16 protein-coding genes, 1 tRNA gene and 2 pseudogenes are annotated in these 18,818 nt (G+C 64.2%); 10 read left to right on the forward strand and 9 right to left on the reverse strand.

The annotated features are described in order from the left end of the window. The first annotated feature begins 186 nt into the window (after nt 1-186). The 3 genes and pseudogenes from C487_RS14560 to C487_RS14570 all read left to right on the forward strand — a co-directional run bounded on the left by C487_RS14560 (nt 187) and on the right by C487_RS14570 (nt 2,536). Nucleotides 187-546 (forward strand): SDR family NAD(P)-dependent oxidoreductase, encoded by a 360-nt coding sequence (locus tag C487_RS14560; protein WP_338045835.1) that lies wholly within the window; start codon nt 187-189, stop codon nt 544-546. A gap of 100 nt (nt 547-646) precedes the next feature. Further along, nucleotides 647-1,135, forward strand: a pseudogene (locus C487_RS14565) (SDR family NAD(P)-dependent oxidoreductase); the annotation flags it as partial. Between the two features lie 159 nt (nt 1,136-1,294). Beyond that, entirely contained in the window at nt 1,295-2,536 is a 1,242-nt protein-coding gene (locus C487_RS14570) for an acyl-CoA dehydrogenase family protein (RefSeq protein ID WP_006186573.1), read from the forward strand. A 248-nt stretch (nt 2,537-2,784) separates the two neighbouring features. Here C487_RS14570 and C487_RS14575 read toward each other — a convergent pair. Further along, a tRNA-Arg gene (locus C487_RS14575) sits at nt 2,785-2,857 on the reverse strand. A gap of 15 nt (nt 2,858-2,872) precedes the next feature. Continuing rightward, nucleotides 2,873-3,235, reverse strand: a complete 363-nt coding sequence (gene tatA / locus C487_RS14580; RefSeq protein ID WP_006186574.1) for a twin-arginine translocase TatA/TatE family subunit — start codon at nt 3,233-3,235, stop codon at nt 2,873-2,875. A gap of 288 nt (nt 3,236-3,523) precedes the next feature. Here tatA and C487_RS14585 point away from each other — a divergent pair, with 288 nt between their 5' ends. Beyond that, nucleotides 3,524-4,003: a redoxin domain-containing protein gene (locus C487_RS14585; RefSeq protein WP_006186575.1), complete on the forward strand. Its 480-nt coding sequence runs from the start codon at nt 3,524-3,526 to the stop codon at nt 4,001-4,003. Nucleotides 4,004-4,067: 64 nt separating this feature from the next. Beyond that, nucleotides 4,068-4,883 carry an HD domain-containing protein gene (locus C487_RS14590; RefSeq protein ID WP_006186576.1) on the forward strand — a complete coding sequence of 272 codons (816 nt, stop codon included), beginning with the start codon at nt 4,068-4,070 and terminating at the stop codon, nt 4,881-4,883. A gap of 126 nt (nt 4,884-5,009) precedes the next feature. Here the strand turns inward: C487_RS14590 and C487_RS14595 are convergent, their stop codons facing one another. The 7 genes and pseudogenes from C487_RS14595 to C487_RS14625 all read right to left on the reverse strand — a co-directional run bounded on the left by C487_RS14595 (nt 5,010) and on the right by C487_RS14625 (nt 11,760). Beyond that, nucleotides 5,010-5,255: a helix-turn-helix domain-containing protein gene (locus C487_RS14595; RefSeq protein WP_006186577.1), complete on the reverse strand. Its 246-nt coding sequence runs from the start codon at nt 5,253-5,255 to the stop codon at nt 5,010-5,012. A gap of 352 nt (nt 5,256-5,607) precedes the next feature. Continuing rightward, nucleotides 5,608-6,912 carry a 5'-deoxyadenosine deaminase gene (locus tag C487_RS14600; protein WP_006186578.1) on the reverse strand — a complete coding sequence of 435 codons (1,305 nt, stop codon included), beginning with the start codon at nt 6,910-6,912 and terminating at the stop codon, nt 5,608-5,610. Nucleotides 6,913-6,992: 80 nt separating this feature from the next. Then, nucleotides 6,993-8,830, reverse strand: a pseudogene (locus tag C487_RS14605) (FAD-binding protein). A 2-nt stretch (nt 8,831-8,832) separates the two neighbouring features. Continuing rightward, entirely contained in the window at nt 8,833-9,705 is an 873-nt protein-coding gene (locus tag C487_RS14610) for a succinate dehydrogenase/fumarate reductase iron-sulfur subunit (protein WP_006186579.1), read from the reverse strand. A gap of 1 nt (nt 9,706) precedes the next feature. Continuing rightward, nucleotides 9,707-10,072, reverse strand: coding sequence for a succinate dehydrogenase hydrophobic membrane anchor subunit (locus C487_RS14615; protein WP_006186580.1), 366 nt, complete (start codon nt 10,070-10,072; stop codon nt 9,707-9,709). Continuing rightward, complete coding sequence (sdhC, locus tag C487_RS14620; RefSeq protein WP_006186581.1) at nt 10,072-10,503, reverse strand: succinate dehydrogenase, cytochrome b556 subunit; 432 nt, start codon at nt 10,501-10,503, stop codon at nt 10,072-10,074. Before sdhC ends, C487_RS14615 begins: the two co-directional genes overlap by 1 nt. 162 nt (nt 10,504-10,665) lie before the next feature. Continuing rightward, entirely contained in the window at nt 10,666-11,760 is a 1,095-nt protein-coding gene (locus C487_RS14625; RefSeq protein WP_006186582.1) for a succinylglutamate desuccinylase/aspartoacylase family protein, read from the reverse strand. A 182-nt stretch (nt 11,761-11,942) separates the two neighbouring features. Between C487_RS14625 and C487_RS14630 the strand changes: the two genes are divergently transcribed. From C487_RS14630 to katG, 5 genes are all read left to right on the forward strand, one after another. After that, entirely contained in the window at nt 11,943-12,695 is a 753-nt protein-coding gene (locus C487_RS14630; RefSeq protein ID WP_006186583.1) for a GNAT family N-acetyltransferase, read from the forward strand. Between the two features lie 355 nt (nt 12,696-13,050). Beyond that, nucleotides 13,051-14,520 (forward strand): flippase, encoded by a 1,470-nt coding sequence (locus tag C487_RS14635; RefSeq protein ID WP_006186584.1) that lies wholly within the window; start codon nt 13,051-13,053, stop codon nt 14,518-14,520. A gap of 85 nt (nt 14,521-14,605) precedes the next feature. Beyond that, complete coding sequence (locus C487_RS14640; protein ID WP_006186585.1) at nt 14,606-15,952, forward strand: RimK family alpha-L-glutamate ligase; 1,347 nt, start codon at nt 14,606-14,608, stop codon at nt 15,950-15,952. Nucleotides 15,953-16,042: 90 nt separating this feature from the next. Continuing rightward, on the forward strand, nt 16,043-16,300 hold the full coding sequence (locus C487_RS14645) for a PRC-barrel domain-containing protein (protein WP_006186586.1): 258 nt from the start codon (nt 16,043-16,045) through the stop codon (nt 16,298-16,300). 287 nt (nt 16,301-16,587) lie between these two features. Further along, the gene (gene katG / locus C487_RS14650; protein WP_006186587.1) at nt 16,588-18,726 is read left to right on the forward strand and encodes a catalase/peroxidase HPI; all 2,139 of its coding nucleotides are present in this window, start codon (nt 16,588-16,590) and stop codon (nt 18,724-18,726) included. Nucleotides 18,727-18,818: the final 92 nt, after the last annotated feature.

The following is an 18,818-nucleotide window of genomic DNA, read 5'->3' on the forward strand; positions in this document are numbered from 1 at the left end:
GCATCCACCCTGACGTTCACCCCTCAAAAAATTCATCCGCCGATTACTATTTCTGATAACTCAGAGCCCGCTCGTTTTCGATCGATTCGTCTACTCGGCAGGACGTTATTGGTTTTCAAATTGATACGATATTGCAGGGGGAGGGCGCGAAAACCTTGACATCGCTACCGACGAAACGGGGGAGCGATGAGCGAACTATTCGATCTCGACGGGCGGGTCGCAGTGGTCACGGGCGGGGGACGCGGGATCGGTCGCGCGATCGCGGTGGAACTGGCAAACGCGGGGGCTGCGGTCGTTCCGAGCGCCCGCTCGAGCGACGAAATCGAAGCCGTCGCCGCCGCTATCGAAGACGACGGCGGCGACGCGATCGCCGTCCCCGCGGACGTGACCGACGGCGACGCGGTCAGCGATGTCATCGACAGCGCCACCGACGAGTTCGGCGGCATCGATATCGTCGTCAACAACGCCGGCTTGTATGTGTTTACCCCCAGAAATCGCAGGAGGACAGTAGGTTCAAAATCGGGGAATTCAATTAGAAATCCGTAAAATTCGACCGCNCACTGAGAGATATATAAATCAAATAGAGGGTGCTGTTTTCAGCCGTCTCAGTGGCTCAGCCAGGAACTCTATGGGGGTAAACACATGCGCCGGCTTCAACCCTGACGACGCGCTCGGCCGACCGGAGGCGGTCGAACCCGAGAGTCTCGACCGCGTGCTCGATGTCAACCTACACGGTGCGTACGAAGTCACCCGCGCTGCCGCGGACCACCTCCTCGCGAGCGACGGCGGGTCGGTCATCAACGTCGCCAGCGTCGGCGGACTGGTCGGCCTGCCGCGGCAACACCCCTACGTCGCCTCGAAGCACGGACTCGTCGGCCTCACCAAGAGCATGTCGCTGGACTGGGCACCCGCGGTCAGAGTCAACGCCGTCGCGCCGGGCTACGTCTCGACGGCACTCACCGAGGACCTCGAGGACAACGAGCGGCTGCGTCGATCGATCATCGACCGGACCCCGCTCGAGCGGTTTGCCGACCCCGAGGAGATCGCCGGCCCCGTCGTTTTCCTCGCGAGCGATGCCGCGACCTACGTGACCGGCTCCGTACTCGCGGCCGACGGGGGATGGACGGCACGGTAGGCTACTGCCGATCGTTGCCGACTCTCCGTTCCACACCGGGATGCCGTCCCGCACCGATCAGGTTCGGTCGTGTTCGTTCAGCAGCAAAAATCACGGGGATAGTTGCGATCGCGTGGGCGTTCTCCGAACGCTTAGCCGTCGATCGGGAGTACCGCCACTATGCGCTACAATGACAGTGACCAGGCCCGCGAGGTCGCCGCCCGTGCCGCCGACCTGATGGAAGAGGTCGTCCTGCCGCTCGAGCGCGAGCGAGCCGGCGGGATGGCCGTCTCGAGCGGGACCGTCACGGACCTTCGCGAGGCGGCCCGCGAGTACGACGTCTACGCTCCACAGATCCCCGACGAGTACGGCGGGATGGGATTGAGCTTCCGCGAGTCGCTCCCCGCGTTCGAGGAAGCCGGTCGCAGTCTCCTTGGACAGGTCGCCATGCGCGTCGACGCCCCCGACGAGGGGAACATGCACCTGCTCGAGCTGGTGGGTGACGAGTTGCAGAAGGAGACCTATCTCGAGCCGCTGGTCGCCGGTGAGATCAAGTCCGGCTTCTCGATGACCGAGCCGATGCAGGGTGCGGGCTCGGACCCGAAGATGATCCGGACGACCGCCGAGAAAGACGGCGATGAGTGGGTCATCGACGGCCACAAGTGGTGGACGACACAGGGCGTCGAGGCCGATGTCCTGATCGTCCTCGCTCGAACCGATCCCGAAGCCCACCCCTACGAGGCCTGTTCGCTCTTCCTCGTACCCGCCGACGCCGACGGGGTCGACGTTATCCGTGACGTCCCCCACATGGGCGGCGGCAATCACGGCGTGTCCCATGCCGAAATCCGCTACGAGAACGTCCGCGTTCCCGAGGAACACCTGCTGGGCGAACTGAACGAAGGCTTCACCCACGCGCAGGCACGGCTCGGTCCCGCCCGGCTTACCCACTGTATGCGCTACTCCGGAATGGCGCAGCGGTCGCTGGACATCGCGAAGGCCTACATCAGCGACCGACGCGGCTTCGACTCGACGCTGTCGGACAAGCAGTCGCTACGCCATCGGATCGCCGACGCCGAGACGAAACTCCACATGGCCCGAACCGGCATCCGCGACGCCGCCGACCGGATCGCCGCCGGCGACGAGGCTCGCGTCCCCGTCTCGATGTGTAAGGTCTTCACCGCCAACATCACCCAGGACGCCATCGACCTCGCAGTCCAATGTTGCGGTGCCAACGGCATCGGAAAGGACCTCCCCCTGTCGGACTTCTACGAATCCGTCCGCCAGTTCCGCATCGTCGACGGTGCCGACGAAGTCCACCGCCGCGTCATCGCCCGCGCCGCCTTCGAGGACGTCCCCGAGGAGGAACTCGAGCCGCTGACCCGCTTCGGCGATCCGAACCGGGACCGAAGCGCGAACCACTGACGGACCGTTCGCCGCGCCGCTTTTCGTCTGGCTCCCGAAGAAGCCCGCTTTCCGATGGCTCGAGTGGCCGATCGGGTCGGACAGCGACGTCGGTCACGGGCCGAATCAGTCCGGCGTCGGTCCGCCTCGAGAGTCGCTCCTCCTTGCACGGACGTGACGGGATTCGAGCCGCGCTCAGACGTGCTCGCTGCGCGTGTCTTCCCTGATTCGAATCCCGCCATGCCGGTTCGCTCACTGGGTTCGCTGCACGGGCGTGGCGGGATTCGAACCCACGATCAGAAGGTTAGGAACCTCCTGCCCTGTCCGCTAGGCCACACGCCCCGCCGCAAAAAGAACTTAGTTGGTTTCCGTTTCCGTTTCAGTTTCGGTTCCGGTTCCGGTTCCGGTTTCGGTTTCGGTTCCGGTTCCAGTTTCGGTGCTCGTCTCCTCCTCGGTGGTGACGGGCTCCGTGTCGACGAACTCCTCGTCGTCCTTGACGCTACCTTCGCTGACGTTGCCGCTTCCGTCGCGCATTTCTTCGAGTTCCGATTCGACTTTCTCGCGCCCCTTCTGGAACTCACCCATGGCCTCGCCGGTCGAGCGTGCCAGTTTTGGGATCTTGTTGGCCCCGAAGAGCAAAATCGCGATGATGAGAATGATCGCGAGCTCGGGAGGCCCCATTCCGCCGGGGATGAACAGCGGTGCGGTTTCGGCTACCATCTCTATACGTGGCTTATCCGCTGGCAATTATAACCTTTTTGGACCACTAAGGTAAGCAAGCGGCCGCGACAGTCCGTTTGTGGAGGAAATTCGTCCAGCTGGACAGCGAACTGTTCGCTATCCGACGGCGACCCCTGATTTTCCCCGCCGCCCGGCACTCTCGCGACCGTGAACGCGGCCGCGCGGTCGTCGCCGGCGGCCGTCTCGAGTCGTCCGGCCCCGACGTCCCGGCCTCCGTCGGTTCCGATAACGAAACTGTCTTTCGGCGTTACACGCAATACCGAGACGATGGTAGCAACCGGAGATGCCGCACCCGACTTCACCGCACCGCTCGCAAACGGCGACATCGAAGAGTTTACGCTGTCCGAGCGCCTCGCGGACGAGGCACCGGTCGTCCTCGCGTTCTTCCCCGGCGCCTTTACCGGCGTCTGCACGACCGAGATGTGTACGTTCCAGGACCGACTCGCCGCGTTCAACGACCTCGACGCCGCCGTCTACGGGGTCAGCCGCGACTCGCCGTTCACGCTGAACGAGTTCCGCGAACAGAACGACCTCGAGTTCGATCTCATCAGCGACTACAACAAGGAAATCATTGCCGACTACGGGCTCTCGATGGACTTCGCCGACCTGGGCGTCCACGGCGTCGCCAAGCGGTCGGTGTTCGTCATCGACGGCGACGGCCAGGTCGCTTACTCCTGGGTCAGCGACGACCCCGGCGTCGAACCCGACTACGACGAGGTCGAGGCCGCGGTCGAAGACCTCTCCTAACTCGCCTCGAGACTGCCGAGACGACCGCCGCAGGGCTTTTTTAGTCCGCAACCCACGTTCCGGTATGAGTAATTCCGCCGCCGACGAGGACCCTCGCCGCGTCTACGTTCCCGACGACCACCACAATTTCCCCGACGAGAAACTAAACGCCGTCCTCGAGTACATCGAAGACGACGCCGAGATCACGGCCTATCTCGAGGCGCAGAACGTCAACGCTGTCGACCGGATGCGGTACAACGATCACGGAACGAAGCACATCGAGATCGTTCGCAACCGGGCGTTGTGTCTGTACGACCTCCTCAAGGCCGGTGACGTCGACTTCAACGGGGCGCGCCAGCAGGGTCTCGACGAGGCGGACGAATCGGTCATCATCGCGCTCGCGGCGACCCTCCACGACGTCGGACACGTCGTCCACCGCGACAGCCACGCCTACTACTCGATCCCGCTGGCCGCGGACATCCTCGAGCGGATCCTCCCCGAGTTCTACGACGCCGCCGACACCGTCCGGATGAAAGGCGAGACCCTCCATGCGATCCTCTGTCATCACACCGCCGAGACGCCCCTGACGACCGAAGCCGGCGTCATCCGCGTCGCCGACGCCCTCGACATGGAACGAGGCCGTTCCCGAATCCCCTACGAGTCCGGCGGCCGGGGGATCAACACCCTCTCGAGTCAGGCTATCAGTCGCGTCTCGCTCCAGGGGGGCGACACCACCCCCGTCATGGTCGAAATCGAGATGACCAACGCCGCGGGCGTCTACCAGGTCGACAACCTGCTCAAGGCCAAGCTCAAGGACTCCGGACTCGAAGACCAGATCCGGATCGTCGCGCTCAACACGAACGAAAACCGCGAGCAACTGGTCGAGCGAATCGAACTCTAAGTGCCCTCGCCTTTGCCCGCGGTCTGCTTCGAAAGCGAGTGCGGGGCCGTCGGACCACGACAGTCACACAGTAGCTGACCGTTTCCCGTCGGTCGGGACCCTGAACGGCGATCGAATTCCCGCCGGTCACGACGAGGCGGCACTCTCTCGAGCGAGTTCGTACCCCCCGTCCCGCCGCTCGAGGTAGCCGCGGTCCCGAAGCGTGCCGGCGATCGAGAGGACGGTTCCCTTGTTGAGTGCGAGCGCCGTACAGATATCCCCCGGCGTCGCGGCCGGCCACACGGAGACGTAGAGGTAGACGAGCTTCGCCTGTGCGGACTCGATGTCGTCGGGAATCGATACCGTCGAGCGTGACGTTCCGCTCTGAGTCATATTACTGGTTCGATGGTTCGACGATATTAAAATTCCGCATCGTCATTTGTCGAAATCGTGTGATCGATACCGGTTCCGTCCGGCGGAAACGCGACTCGAGCGGACCGCGACACTCGGGTCTGCTCCACGTAAGTGCCCGCACCAACCGATCGTACTCGTGACACTGATCGGCACGCCCAGTGCCGTCTTCTCTCCCTTTTCGACGGTCTGATTGCGGTATTGCCGGCGCTATCGGAGGGTTAGGGATCGTCGGTATCGCTCCAGGAGCCAACATCGGACGGACGGCGACCGGCGCGAGCATCGGTACCGGGAGCTATCCACCACCAAACGTCGATCGTCGAATCGGGTCTCGTCAGCAGGTGACGTCCAGTTCGGCAGCGAAGTCGCGGGCTCGTGATCTGATTGCCTCGGCGTCCGCGACGAGTACCTCGCCATCGCGCATCAACGCGGTTCCATCGACCATCGTGAACTGCACGTCGTCGCCGTGTGCGGCGAACGTCAGATGTGAGAGGACATCGTGAATCGGCGTCGCACGGGTGATCCCCGTCTCGAGGCCGATGATGTCGGCGCTCCAGCCCTCGCGCAGTTTCCCGACGCGATCGAACCCCGCTGCCCGTGCGCCGTTGATCGTCGCCATTTCGAACACCGTCCGCGCCGGCAGCGCCCGGGGCTCGAGTCGATCGACCTTTTGGAGGAGGCTCGCCTGTCGCATCTCCGTGAACGGATCGAGCGTGTTGTTACACGGCGGCCCGTCGTTGCCCAGCGCGACGTTGATCCCCCGATCTAGATAGTCGAGCACCGGTGCGACGCCACTGGCGAGTTTCATGTTCGAAGAGGGACAATAGGTGACGTTCGTTCCGGTTTCCGCGAGCAGTTCGCGTTCGGACTCGTCGGTCCAGACACAGTGTGCGAGCACGACATCCTCGCCGGTCAACCCGACCTCGTCGAGCCACTGGATATTCCGGCAGCCGGTTTCGTCCTCGACGGTCTCGATTTCACCCCGGTTCTCGCTCGCGTGCGTGTGAATCATTACATCGTCATAGTCGTCGGCGAGGTGCCGAGCCCCGCGCAGACAGGCCTCGGTACAGCTCACGGCGAACCGCGGGGTCACGGCGTACCGGATGCGGCCGCCATCGATGCCGTGGTACTGGCGAACGAGCCGCTCGCTCTCCGCGAGCGCCTCGTCGGTGTCCTCGAGCAGCCCCGGCGGCGCTTCCTTGTCCATCATGACCTTCCCGAGGCGGCCGCGGATGCCGAGTTCGCGAGCCGCCTCGAACGCCTGTGCCGCGTGATCGACGGAAAGGTGATCGATACAGGTCGTGGTCCCGCTCTCAATCATCTCGAGGTAGCCGAGTTCGGCGGCAGTGCGCATCGCGGCCGGTGACAGCGACGCCTCCATCGGCAGCACGTACTCGTAAAGCCATTCGAGCAACTCGGTATCGTCAGCGATGCCGCGTCCGAGACTCTGGACGGAGTGGACGTGTGCGCCGACGGTACCCGGTGCGAGCACGTCGTACGAGTCGTGTTCGTGATCGGGATACTCCTCGAGACACGTCGACCGGTCTCCGACGGCGACGATCAGGTCGTCCTCGACGACGACAGCACCGTCGTGAATCACGGTTTCGGCATCAGCGACGACCGTCCCCGACAATAACATACCGAGCCACGATAGCGTGGCGTGACGTTTAGCTTTGCTGGTACGGCAGGGCGGAACCGGCCGAACGGCCGGCCACGGCGTCAGTAGCTACGTTCTTTCGGCTCGTAGGTCTTGTTCTCGCCCTCGAGAATTACGGGGCGATAGAAGATCGAGGGTTCGCCGTCGTCCCACGAGATGAGCGTGTGTTTCAGCCATTCCTCGTCTTTGCGTTCCTGGTGTTCCTTTCGCCAGTGTGCGCCGCGGAACTCGTCGCGGACGAGCGCGCCGAGCGCGATCGTTTCGGCGACATCGATCAGGTTGCGCGTCTCGATGGTCTGCTGGAGGTCAGTGTTGAACGTCCGCGACGGGTCGTCGACGTAGACGTCCTGATACTCCTGGCGGCACTCGCGGATGCTGTCTCTTATACACATCTCTGATGGCGCGAGGGNAAGACGTTGACGTAGTCGGTCATCGCCTTCTGGAGTTTCGCGCGGATTTCGGCGTGCTGAACGCCGTCCTCTTTGTCCATCAGATGGTCAACGCGCTGGCGGGCCGTCTCGACGGTGCGCTCGAGGACCCCCTCGGCGTCGGCCGTGACGCCGCCGTCCGCAGCGACGCCGCCGGCCGTGTCGACTCCCGCGTCGCCCGGTGTGACCGGCAGCTCGGTCTCGGTCTCGTCCTCGACATCGTCGCCGTAGCCGGTCCGGATTTCGGGCTCGCCGAGATCCTCGCCTGCGGCGTGGCGGCCGGCGCGCTTGCCGAAGACGATCAGCTCCGGCAGGGCGTTCCCGCCGAGTCGGTTGCCGCCGTGGACCGAGACGCAGGCACACTCGCCGGCCGCGTAGAGCCCGTCGACACAGGTCTGGCCGTTCTCGTCGACCTCGATGCCGCCCATCGCGTAGTGCTGTCCGGGCTTGACCGGCATGGGCTCGACGAGTCCGTCGACGCCCTCGAAGTCCTCCGCGAGATGCAGGATGTTCTCGAGCCGATCCATGATGCGTTCCTCGCCGAGGTGGCGCATGTCCAGATGGACGTACTCGTCCTCGACACCCCGGCCCTCGCCGACTTCGGTGAGTTCGGCCCGGGCAACGACGTCGCGCGAGGCGAGTTCGCCGGAGTTGTTCGCGTAGCCGTGCTCGAACATGAACCGCTCGCCCTCGCTGTTGTAGAGGATACCGCCCTCGCCGCGGACACCCTCACTGATGAGGACACCCGTCGACGGCAGCGACGTGGGGTGGAACTGGATGAACTCCATGTCCTCGAGCGGTGCGCCGGCGCGATAGGCCATCGCGTGTCCGTCGCCCGTACAGGAGACGGCGTTGGTGGTGTGGTCGAAGGCCTGACCGGGGCCGCCGGTCGCGAGGACGACGCCCTGGTTCGCTTTGAAGCCCTCGATAGTACCGGACTGAACGTCGTAGGCGACGACGCCGTGACACTCGCGGTCGTTGGGGTCGGCCTCGTCGGTCGTCGCGAGGTTCATCACGTACCACTCGTCGTAGACCTGAATGCCCCGTTTGACGACCTGCTCGTACATCGTATGTAGCAGGTGATGCCCCGTCTCGGCTCCGGCGTACGTGGTCCGGGGATAGGAGAGTCCGCCGAACGGCCGCTGGGAGACGGTGCCGTCTTCCTCGCGGGAGAACGGCATACCCCAGTGCTCCAGGTTGATCGTCTCCTCGGGGGAGTTCTTGGCGAGGGTCTCGACCGCCGGCGCGTCGCCGAGGTAGTCCGACCCCTTCATCGTGTCGTAGGCGTGGAGTTCCCAGTCGTCTCCCTCCTGGAGGGCGGCGTTGATGCCACCCTCCGCCGCGCCGGTGTGGCTACGGACGGGATGGAGTTTCGAGACCATCGCCACGTCCGCTCCTGCTTCGTGCGCTGCGATCGCGGCCCGGAGGCCGGCGCCGCCGGCGCCGACCACGATAACGTCGTGTTCGTACATGATTACCAGAATTTCAGGTTCTTCTTGACTGCTTCCCGCTTGAGCTCCTGAATGTGCTCGGTGAGCGGAATGTCCTTCGGACACACCTCGGTACAGGAGAACTGCGTCTGGCACCGCCAGACGCCGTGTTCCTGCTCGAGAATGCGGAGTCGGTGCTCCTTGATCTGCTCGTCCTCGCGGTCGTCCATCGCGAACTTGTAGGCCTTGTTGATCGCTGCGGGGCCCAGATACTCGTTGTCGCCGGCCGCGATGTTACACGAGGACATACACGCGCCACACCAGATACACCGCGAGGACATCTTGATCTTCTCGCGGTTCTCGGGGGTCTGGCGCTGTTCCTCGAGGTCCTCGGTCGCGGGCGTGTCCTCGTCCTGGAAGTAGGGCTCGACGGTGTGCATCTGGTCGTAGAAGTGGTCCATGTCGACGACCAGGTCCTTGACGACCTCCTGATGAGGCAGCGGCTCGATGCGAACCGGCTGCTCCAAGTCGGAGATCTGGGTCTTACAGCCGAGTCGCTGCTTGCCGTTGACGAAGAAGGCGTCGGAGCCACAGACGGCCTGCCGACAGGAGTGGCGGAACGTCAGCGACGAGTCGTACTCGTCGCGGGCGTACATGACCGCGTCGAGAACGGTCATCCCCTTTTCGAAGGGCACGTGGAAGTCGTCGAAGCGGGGTTCCTGCTTGCCCTCGACTTCGGGATCGTACCGGAACACCTTGATGTGGACCGTCTCCCCCTCGAGTTCCGCTCGTTTTTCGGCGTGGTCGTCGACCATACCGCCGCCAGTCTGTTCGTCGGCCGCCGGCGATTCTGCCCCTTTCATCGCCGGGTCTTCCGGTGCCTCCTGGCTTTCGGGTTCGGCTTGTTGTGTACTCATATTAGATCATTCCTCGCATCGCGAGCGCGACGTAGATACCCTGTGCGACGAGTGCGACGCTGGCGAGGGTCAGTACTGCCAGCACGGCCTTCTTTCGTCCCCCCTCGAGTCCCTGATTGACGAGGGCGTTGTAGACGCCGTTGACGCCGTGGAACGTGGCGGTAATCAGGAACAGGACCATCGTCAGGAAGTATCCGACGTTCTGCATTCGGGTCTGCGTCCCCATGAAGGTTACCTCGTACGCGTGGTTGACGAAGTGCAGGAGGAAGAAGTGGAAGGCGAGAACGACGACGAGAAACGCCGCCGTGATCCGCTGGAGGAACCAGCCGGTGCCGCCGGGGGTGAACGAGGAGTATCGTTCCGCCATTAGATGGTCACCCCCGTCAGGAAGGTCGGGACGCTCGCGACGGTGATCGCGCCCGTCAAGACCAGCGAGGCGTAGAAACTCTTATCCTGGGCCTCGAGCCCGACGCCGAGATCAACCATCAGCAGGCGCAGCCCGTTCAGGATGTGGAAGACGGCGACCGCGAGCAGGCCGACCTCGAGCAGTCGGATGAGGAACAACCCCTCGAGTCCCTGCAGCGTCGCAGTGTACACGTTGAGTTCCTCGCCGCCGACCATCGTCGTTTCGCCCTGTGCGCCACCGATAGAAGTGCTCAGCACGGCGATATGGGTGAACAAGTAGCCGATTAACACCCACCCGGTGAACTTGTGGAAGATCCACGCCCACATGCCGGCCGAGAACTCCTTCCAGCGACCGAAGTCCTCGACGAGACCGCGATTGTAAGACTGACTCATGCGCTCATGTGGACCGTTTGACCGTGGGGGTATAGAAGTTACTTTTATCGCTCCGCTCGCAGCCTCGGTTCGGTCCACCAGAGACGGGACGGAACCACTGTTGCGGCGGATTCCCGAAGTCGTTCGGGCGGCAGTTACCGCCAGGTCTATCGCCGGGGACCGTCAGTCGTTCTGCCGGAGGTCGGATCGCGAACTCTCAGTCGTCCGCTCGCGCTCGAGGGCAGTGAGCGTGTCCGGCGAGAGCCCAACGAGGTGACAGAGGGGGTTCCCCGGATAGACGACTGGGTTCTCGAGAACGCCGACGATGAGGCCGGTAAACGGAGCCTCGACGGTGACGATGTCTTCCTCTTCCTTGAACGGGTTGGTGATGGTACAGATCGCTTCGCCGGCCTCGACGAGCGCGCCGCGGCCGCGTTTCATGTCGACGATGCCACCGGCGTCCGCGCGGAGCCAGGTTTTCTCGTTGTCGTCGTCGATGATGGTCCGCCAGCCGGGCCAGTGGACCGACGATTCGCGGTGGCATCCGAATTCGGCTAGGACGCTCGCGACGCCGGTGAGCGCGCGGTCGATCAGGCGGCGCTGAAACCGGTGGGCCTCGCCCATTTCGACGGTGATCGTCGGGATGCCGTCTTCGGTCGCCTCCCGCCGGAGCGTCCCGGACGGCCCCTCGCCCGCGATGATGACGTTGGAACTGAACGCCTTCGCGAGCCTGGCGACGCCCGACTGCTCCATGTTCGCACGGACGTGGAGCATGTTCGTTCGGCCGCGCGTCGACGTGTGGAAGTCGACCCCGAGGTCGCAGGGTTCGATAAAGTTCGTGTAGATCCGGTGGGCCATCCGTCTGGCGCTGGTCGACCCCTCGCGGCCGGGAAACGACCGGTTCAGATCGCGGTCGTAGATCGGCAGATAGCGCTCCTGTGCGAGAAAGCCCGGTACGTTCATCACCGGGAGACAGACCAGCGTTCCGTGGAGTACGGAGTGGTCCCAGTCGTGGGCCACCTCACGGACGACTTCGATCCCGTTGAGTTCGTCGCCGTGTGCCGCCGCGGAGAGAAAGACCGTCGGACCCGGATGCTCGCCGTTGATGACCGTAACCGGAATCCTGACCGGGTCCCCGAGATACGTTTCACTGATGCCGTAGCGGATGTTCGCCGACTCGCCGGGGTCGACCCGGCCGCCGTTGTACGTAAACGCTTCGGCCATCGGTTCGGAATCCGCTGCCCGGTCGGGCGGTTCGGTCGCCGCGTCGTCGCTCATATGACGTTCTCCGGGGGCATCACCGTGAATCTTCTCCCTTCACCGTCCACGATGAGTGTCCGACCCGCTTCCGAGTCGTCGGTGGTACTTTTCGCGGGGAACGGGGCGTTCCCTCGAACAACGGCGATCAAAATTTGCGGCCGTGGGCATACGTTTTGTATCTCGGTGTGATATGGACACGCATGGACATCCGCGAAGCGACCCGTTCGGACGCCGATGCGATTCGCTCGATCGCCCGCGATTCGCTCAGTTCCACGTACACGGCCTTCATCGATGAAGGAACCATCGACGACGCGATCGAGCAATGGTACGGCGACGCGTTTTCCGACGAACTCACCGACGACCGCTCGCTCTTCCTGATCGTCGAACGCGACGGCGACGTCGTCGCGTTCTCCCAGAGCGAACTGGTCGGCCAGCAGTCGAAGACCGGACGCCTCCTCTGGCTGCACGTCCATCCCGACCACCGCGGCGACGCCACGGGCGTGCGACTGCTCGTCCGCACTCGCGAGGCACTCCTCGAGACGGGCGCGGATCAGATTCGCTGTTTCGTCCTCGAGGACAACGAGGGCGGCAACGAGTTTTACCGGAGCCACGGCTTCGAACAGGCCGGCCAGCGCGAGGTCGAGATCGGTGACGAAACGTTCACCGAGAACGTCTACGTCGAGTCCGATCTCGAGGACGACGGCGAGTGGGGCGCGATCGACGAAGTCACGGTCGACGGCCGGACGCTCTACGTGAGCTACGGCGAGGCCACCCGCGGGACGCGCGCCCCGTTTTACACGGCCTACGAGAGCCCGGACCGACACGAACTGTACGCGTGGTTCTGTGGGAACTGTGATTCGATCGACAACGCGATGGACGCGATGGGACGGATCGAGTGCAACGAGTGTGGCAATCGGCGGAAAGCGACGCGGTGGGACGCCTCGTACCTGTAGATCGGCGTCCCCGTCGCACGTCACGGACGGGACACGGACGCGATCGCTCCTTCGCTCTCCTCGCCGTTCCGTTCAACCCGCGTCTCTGTTCGCGACGGCGGAGTCATTGTCTCAGTTACCTGTACGGGCGTGTTTCGGCCATTTGAGTGGCATTACAGGGAGTCCGTCTCCGGATGCAGTCGGACCGTCGCCGTCGATGGAGCCACGTCCCGGACCGAACTCCCCCACCGATTCTGTTGTGGCCGCTTTCGGGCTGTTGTCTCCCCATTACAATTGACCGAGACCGCGAGTTTCCGACCACGTTGGTCGCTCTCGATGTCGGTCAGTCACGAGTGTCACACCGTCCGCGTCTACCATGAACAGGGAAGACCACATCATCCACGGCTTCAAAGCAACGCTCGTTGCGCGCGCCATCTACATGCTTTCGAGCGCGCTGTTAATGTTCGTGCTGGCGCGGTACTTGCTCGATCCGGACGGGTATGGCGCGCTGTACTGGGCGATCGGCATCCTGGCTATCGTCCAGTTGTTCGCGGACCTCGGGCTCAGTAGATCCGTCGCGCGGTACATCTCGGAGTACCGGGAGTCCGATCCGGGGCAGGTACCACACCTCCTCGGATCGGTGATCACGGCCAAGATCGTCCTGCTGACGGTCGTCGGCTACGCCCTGTTGCTCTTTCACGAGCAGATCGCGGCCACGCTCGGTGATCCCGGCGCGGCCCCGTTTCTCGCCGCGGGCGTCCTCTATCTGGTCGCCTTCTCCGGCAGCACCTTCGCACAGGTGGCGTTGCAGGGATTCAACCACCTCGGCTACAGCGCGATCGTCCAGGCGATCAGCGGGGCCGGTCGGCTCCTCTTTGCCGTCGCCTTCGTCCTGGCGGGCCTCGGTGCCCTCGGCGCGTTCTTCGGCTATATCGTCGGCTACGCCATCGCCGCCACCGTCGGCATGGGCATCCTCTACTACGGGTTCTACAGGCGATACGAGACCGCCGTGGAGTACGAAGCCGGGCTCTCGCGTCGGCTGCTCGAGTACAGCATTCCGCTGACGGCGACCCGAAGCGCGAACGTCATCGACAAGCAGATCGATATCGTGTTGGTGGGAGTGTTTCTCAATCCCGCTGCGGTCGCCTTCTACACCCTCGCAAAGCAGATTACCGACTTCGTGCTCGCGCCCGCGGAGTCGCTCGGCTTCACAATTTCGCCGAACTTCGGCGAACAGAAAGCGGCCGGCGAACTCGAGGAAGCCAGACGGATCTATCAGACGTCGCTGACGAACGTCCTGTTGCTCTATATTCCGGCGGCGGTCGGCCTCGCGATCGTCGCGGAGCCGTTCCTGACGATGGTCATCGGGGAGGACTACGCCGGGGCCGTCCCCGTGTTACAGGTGCTCGCCGGCTTCGTCGTCCTCCAGGCGATCACGAACCTGACCAGCGACAGCCTCGATTATCTCGGACGCGCTCGAGCGCGCGCCGTCGCGAAGGGCGGGACGGCGCTGGCCAACCTCGGGTTGAACGTCCTGCTGATTCCGACGATCGGCGTCGTCGGCGCTGCGATCGCGACGGTCGCGACGCATTCGGTGTACGTCGCCGTGAACCTCTATATCGTCCACACCGAACTCGGCCTGAACGTGATACGGATCGCCCGGACGACGGCGCTGATCTGCGCGATTACGGGCGTGATGGCGGTTACGGTGTTGCTCGTGACGCCGCTGGTCTCGAGTCTGCTCATGCTGGGCGGCGCGATCGCCGTGGGTGCGATCACGTGGGGTGCGCTGGCGGTACTGAGCGGACTCGTCGATCCGGGGCAGGTGCGGTCCGTCATCGGCTGAGCGGTCCGGCCGTCGGCCTATCAGTGACGCAACCGAAACTGAACGAACTGCCAATACTTATCCGGGGAGTGGGCGTCTAGTTCGTATGGCTGTTGCCGATCCCGTGACCGTCGGGGTACTGAGTCTGCATACGAGCAAGGAAACGAAAGCGATTCTCAATGCCGTCGAGGAGCTCGGGCACGATAGCGAGTGGCTCCGGAACGAAAACACGTCGATCAGCGTCGCGGACGGGAGTCCGCTCCTCGAGCCCGAGGTCGACGTGATCGCGAACCGAATGTTGCTGTCGAACACCGAACAGCCCGCCGAGGAACTCGGGCTGGTCAACGCCTTCTCGCAGTTGGTACCGACGCTCAACGAACCGAGCGCGGTGATGACGGCGATGCACAAGCTCTCGACGGCGACCGCGCTGGCATCGAACGACGTTCGAACACCGGACGTGACCCTCGCGCTCAGCGGCGAGAAGCTCAACGCCGCGCGCGAACGGTACGGCGAGGAAGCGGTGTACAAGACGGCGATCGGCACTCACGGCGGCGGCACCTGGAAGGTGGGGCCCGACGATCCGGTCAACGCGAAGGTCGGCAACCGCTATGCCTTCCTGCAGGAACTCGTCGATCAGGAGGACGTTCGCCACCGCGACCTGCGGGTCTACGTCGTCGGCGGCGAGATCGTCGCCGCGATGTACCGCTACGCGCCGGACAACGACTGGCGAACCAACGTCGCTCTCGGCGGCTCCGTCGAGGACGCGACCGAGGACCTCCCCGCGGAAGCAAGCGAGATGGCCAAGCGAGCGGCGGCTGTCGTCGACCTCGACTACGCCGGCGTCGACCTCGTCGAGGGCGACGAGGGATGGTTCGTCCTCGAGGTCAACCCGACTGCGGGGTTCAAAGGGCTGTACGAGGCGACGCAGGTGAGTCCGGCACCCTACATCGCAAAGCTGGCGATCGAACGCGCCGGCGGGGAAGTGGACGACGACCGCGTGCGCGACATCGCGAACGTCCTCGACGATTCCCGACCGACCGCCCAGCCCCCGGAATCGGTGTCCCAGAATACGGAGCCCGCGGTCATCGGATATACCGAGGAGGTCGTGCTCTCCGGAACGAGCGGCTCGAAGTCGGTGCTCGCGAAGTCCGACACGGGCGCGACGCGGACGAGCATCGATACCAGCCTCGCCGCCGATATCGGTGCCGGGCCGATCAAGTCCATCACTCGGATTCGCTCCGGCAGCAGCAAACAGTCCAAGAGCCGACCGGTCGTCGATGTCGTCGTCGGCGTCGGCGGCAACCAACACACCGTCACAGCCAGCGTCGAGGACCGCAGTCACATGGATTACCCCGTCTTGCTCGGCCGTGACATCCTCGAGAACTATCAGGTCGACGTCAGCCGTCGGATCGATAGCGACGCCGCCGAGACGCCGGAGGAGGAAGAAGAGTAAGCCGCGGGGACGGACCGCTCCCCGTGCGCCGTCGTCCGTCGCCGCCGCTTCCGGTTATTTTATTGATCTGTTTTGCGAAAGGCGACTCACATGACGACGGTTCTCGCTTCCACGCTCTCCGACACGCCGGTAATGGGCTCCGACGGGACGAAAATCGGAACGGTTCACAATATCACCATGAACGTCGAAACCGGCGAGCTCCAACGACTGCTCGTTACCCCGACGACCGACGACGTTCGCGGGTTCGACACGAACGACGACGGAAAACTCGTCGTCCCGGCCAGCCGTATGAACGACATTGACGACTACCTGATCGTCGATCTGACGAGCCGAAAGTCCGGGACGTAATCGGCTGTTACGGTCTATCCCCCGCCGTCTCGGGACGCCACCGACCGGTCCGTCCCGACTCGGGACTGAGAGCCGCCGCGATCGGGGTGGCGGTGGTGACGGGAGCGTATTGCTCGCGCTCTCGGATTGACGTGCTCGCATGCTATCGTCCGTCTGCCGCCGCACTTCTCTGGACACGCCACGCCCCTTTCCGCTATCGAAAATATAGTGTCCGAAACCTGAAGATGAGGTTGTGATCGGTACATATATTATTACTCAATCCGTTTTCCCACACGTACGAACCATCTATGAGCGACAACAAACGGAATCGGAACCACGAGTGGTGGCCGAATCAATTAAACCTTGACGTTCTCGATCAGAACGCGACCGATGTCAGTCCGTACGGCGAGGACTTCGATTACGCCGAGGAGTTCCAGCAACTCGACCTCGAAGAGGTAAAGGCTGACCTCAAGGACTTGATGACAACGTCGCAGGACTGGTGGCCTGCCGACTACGGCCACTACGGTCCGCTGTTCATCCGGATGGCCTGGCACAGCGCCGGCACGTACCGCACCACCGACGGCCGCGGCGGTGCCTCCGGCGGGACCCAGCGTTTCGCACCGCTCAATAGCTGGCCCGACAACGGGAACCTCGACAAGGCGCGACGCCTGCTCGAGCCGATCAAGCAGAAGTACGGCCGCAAGCTCTCGTGGGGCGACCTGATCGTCCTCGCGGGGAACACCGCCCTCGAGTCGATGGGCATGGAGACCCTCGGCTGGGCCGGCGGACGCGAGGACAAGTTCGAACCCGACGAGGCCGTCTACTGGGGGCCCGAGAGCGAGTGGGAAGCGCCCCAGGACGCACGCTTCGGCGAGGACGACGAGCTCGACGAGCCGCTTGCGGCGACCGTGATGGGGCTGATCTACGTGGACCCCGAGGGACCGAACGGCAACCCCGAGCCCCTCGAGTCGGCGACGCGGATCCGGCAGGCGTTCGGCCGCATGGCGATGGACGACGAGGAGACCGCCGCCCTCATCGCCGGCGGACACACGTTCGGCAAGGCCCACGGTGCCGCCAACGACGACATGGGTCCCGAGCCCGAAGCTGCACCCATCGAGGAGCAGGGGCTTGGCTGGCCCGACTCCGGCAAGGGTTCGGAAACGACTACCAGCGGCATCGAGGGTGCGTGGAACGCCTGGCCGACGATGTGGGACACCTCTTATCTCGACAACCTGCTCGACTACGAGTGGGAGCTGACGGAGAGTCCCGTCGGCGCAAAGCAGTGGGAACCGAAAGACGAGGAGGCGAAAGACACCGTGCCGGACGCCCACGATCCGTCGGAGAAGCACGCCCCCATGATGATGACGACGGACATCGCCCTCAAGCGCGATCCGGAGTTCCGGGAGATCATCGAGCGCTTCCGTGAGCGTCCCCCGGAGTTCCTGGACGCCTTCGCGCGGGCGTGGTACAAGCTGATCCACCGCGACATGGGCCCGCCGGAGCGGTTCCTCGGCCCGGACGTGCCCGAGGGGACGTTCGTCTGGCAGGACCCCGTCCCCGATGCCGACTACGAGCTGATCGGGGAGGAAGAAGCCGCCGACCTCAAGGCGGAAATCCTCGACTCGGAGCTGTCTATCTCCCAGCTGGTCAAGACCGCCTGGGCGTCGGCGTCGACCTATCGCGACAGCGACAAACGCGGCGGCGCGAACGGCGCTCGCATCCGCCTCGAGCCACAGCGGAGCTGGGAGGTCAACGAGCCGGAGCAACTGGAGACGGTGTTGGCGACCTACGAAGCGATCCAGGAGGAGTTCAACGGCTCGCGATCCGATGACGTTCGGGTCTCGCTCGCCGACCTCATCGTGCTGGGCGGCAACGCGGCCGTCGAACAGGCCGCGGCGGACGCCGGCTACGACGTGACGGTCCCGTTCGAACCCGGACGGACGGACGCCTCGCAGGAGCAGACCGACGAGGAGTCGTTCGAGGCGCTCGAGCTGGCCGTCGACGGCTTCCGTAACTACTTCGGCGGCGAGTACGACCAGCCGGCCGAGGACCTGCTGGTCGACCACGCCGACCTGCTGGACCTGACGCCCGCGGAAATGACGGTGCTGGTCGGCGGCATGCGCGCGCTCAACGCGAACTATCAGACCTCCGACCACGGCGTCTTCACGGACGAGCCGGGGACGCTGACCAACGACTTCTTCGTGACCCTGCTCGACATGGGCTACGAGTGGGAGCAGGCGTCGGAGTCCGAGGAACTCTACGAGTTGTGCGACCGCGAAACGGGCGAGGTCGAGTGGACGGGGACCCGTGCCGACCTCATCTTCGGTTCGAACTCCCGACTCCGCGCCATCGCGGAAGTCTACGCGAGCGAGGAGGAGACGTTCGTCCAGGACTTCGTGGACGCGTGGCACAAAGTGATGACCAACGACCGCTTCGACCTCGAGTGATCGCGCCGACACGACACGATCGCTGAAGGCCTACTCCGACCGTTTTCGCTGGGGCGATGTCTCGCTCGGTCGGGGGCTCCGACCGGTGTCCC

Origin of the sequence: Natrinema pallidum DSM 3751, from assembly GCF_000337615.1 — an archaeon.
GTDB classification, from domain to species: Archaea; Halobacteriota; Halobacteria; order Halobacteriales; family Natrialbaceae; genus Natrinema; species Natrinema pallidum.

What these genes read in the sequence shown, in the direction of transcription:
- C487_RS14645 (WP_006186586.1), top strand. Translation starts at nt 16,043, where the DNA reads ATGACGACGGTTCTCGCTTCCACGCTCTCCGACACGCCGGTAATGGGC.
- C487_RS14625 (WP_006186582.1), bottom strand. Translation starts at nt 11,760, where the DNA reads ATGAGCGACGACGCGGCGACCGAACCGCCCGACCGGGCAGCGGATTCC.
- C487_RS14600 (WP_006186578.1), bottom strand. Translation starts at nt 6,912, where the DNA reads ATGTTATTGTCGGGGACGGTCGTCGCTGATGCCGAAACCGTGATTCAC.
- tatA (WP_006186574.1), bottom strand. Translation starts at nt 3,235, where the DNA reads ATGGTAGCCGAAACCGCACCGCTGTTCATCCCCGGCGGAATGGGGCCT.
- C487_RS14595 (WP_006186577.1), bottom strand. Translation starts at nt 5,255, where the DNA reads ATGACTCAGAGCGGAACGTCACGCTCGACGGTATCGATTCCCGACGAC.
- C487_RS14590 (WP_006186576.1), top strand. Translation starts at nt 4,068, where the DNA reads ATGAGTAATTCCGCCGCCGACGAGGACCCTCGCCGCGTCTACGTTCCC.
- C487_RS14560 (WP_338045835.1), top strand. Translation starts at nt 187, where the DNA reads ATGAGCGAACTATTCGATCTCGACGGGCGGGTCGCAGTGGTCACGGGC.
- C487_RS14570 (WP_006186573.1), top strand. Translation starts at nt 1,295, where the DNA reads ATGCGCTACAATGACAGTGACCAGGCCCGCGAGGTCGCCGCCCGTGCC.
- C487_RS14615 (WP_006186580.1), bottom strand. Translation starts at nt 10,072, where the DNA reads ATGGCGGAACGATACTCCTCGTTCACCCCCGGCGGCACCGGCTGGTTC.
- C487_RS14640 (WP_006186585.1), top strand. Translation starts at nt 14,606, where the DNA reads ATGGCTGTTGCCGATCCCGTGACCGTCGGGGTACTGAGTCTGCATACG.
- C487_RS14585 (WP_006186575.1), top strand. Translation starts at nt 3,524, where the DNA reads ATGGTAGCAACCGGAGATGCCGCACCCGACTTCACCGCACCGCTCGCA.
- sdhC (WP_006186581.1), bottom strand. Translation starts at nt 10,503, where the DNA reads ATGAGTCAGTCTTACAATCGCGGTCTCGTCGAGGACTTCGGTCGCTGG.
- C487_RS14630 (WP_006186583.1), top strand. Translation starts at nt 11,943, where the DNA reads ATGGACATCCGCGAAGCGACCCGTTCGGACGCCGATGCGATTCGCTCG.
- C487_RS14610 (WP_006186579.1), bottom strand. Translation starts at nt 9,705, where the DNA reads ATGAGTACACAACAAGCCGAACCCGAAAGCCAGGAGGCACCGGAAGAC.
- C487_RS14635 (WP_006186584.1), top strand. Translation starts at nt 13,051, where the DNA reads ATGAACAGGGAAGACCACATCATCCACGGCTTCAAAGCAACGCTCGTT.
- katG (WP_006186587.1), top strand. Translation starts at nt 16,588, where the DNA reads ATGAGCGACAACAAACGGAATCGGAACCACGAGTGGTGGCCGAATCAA.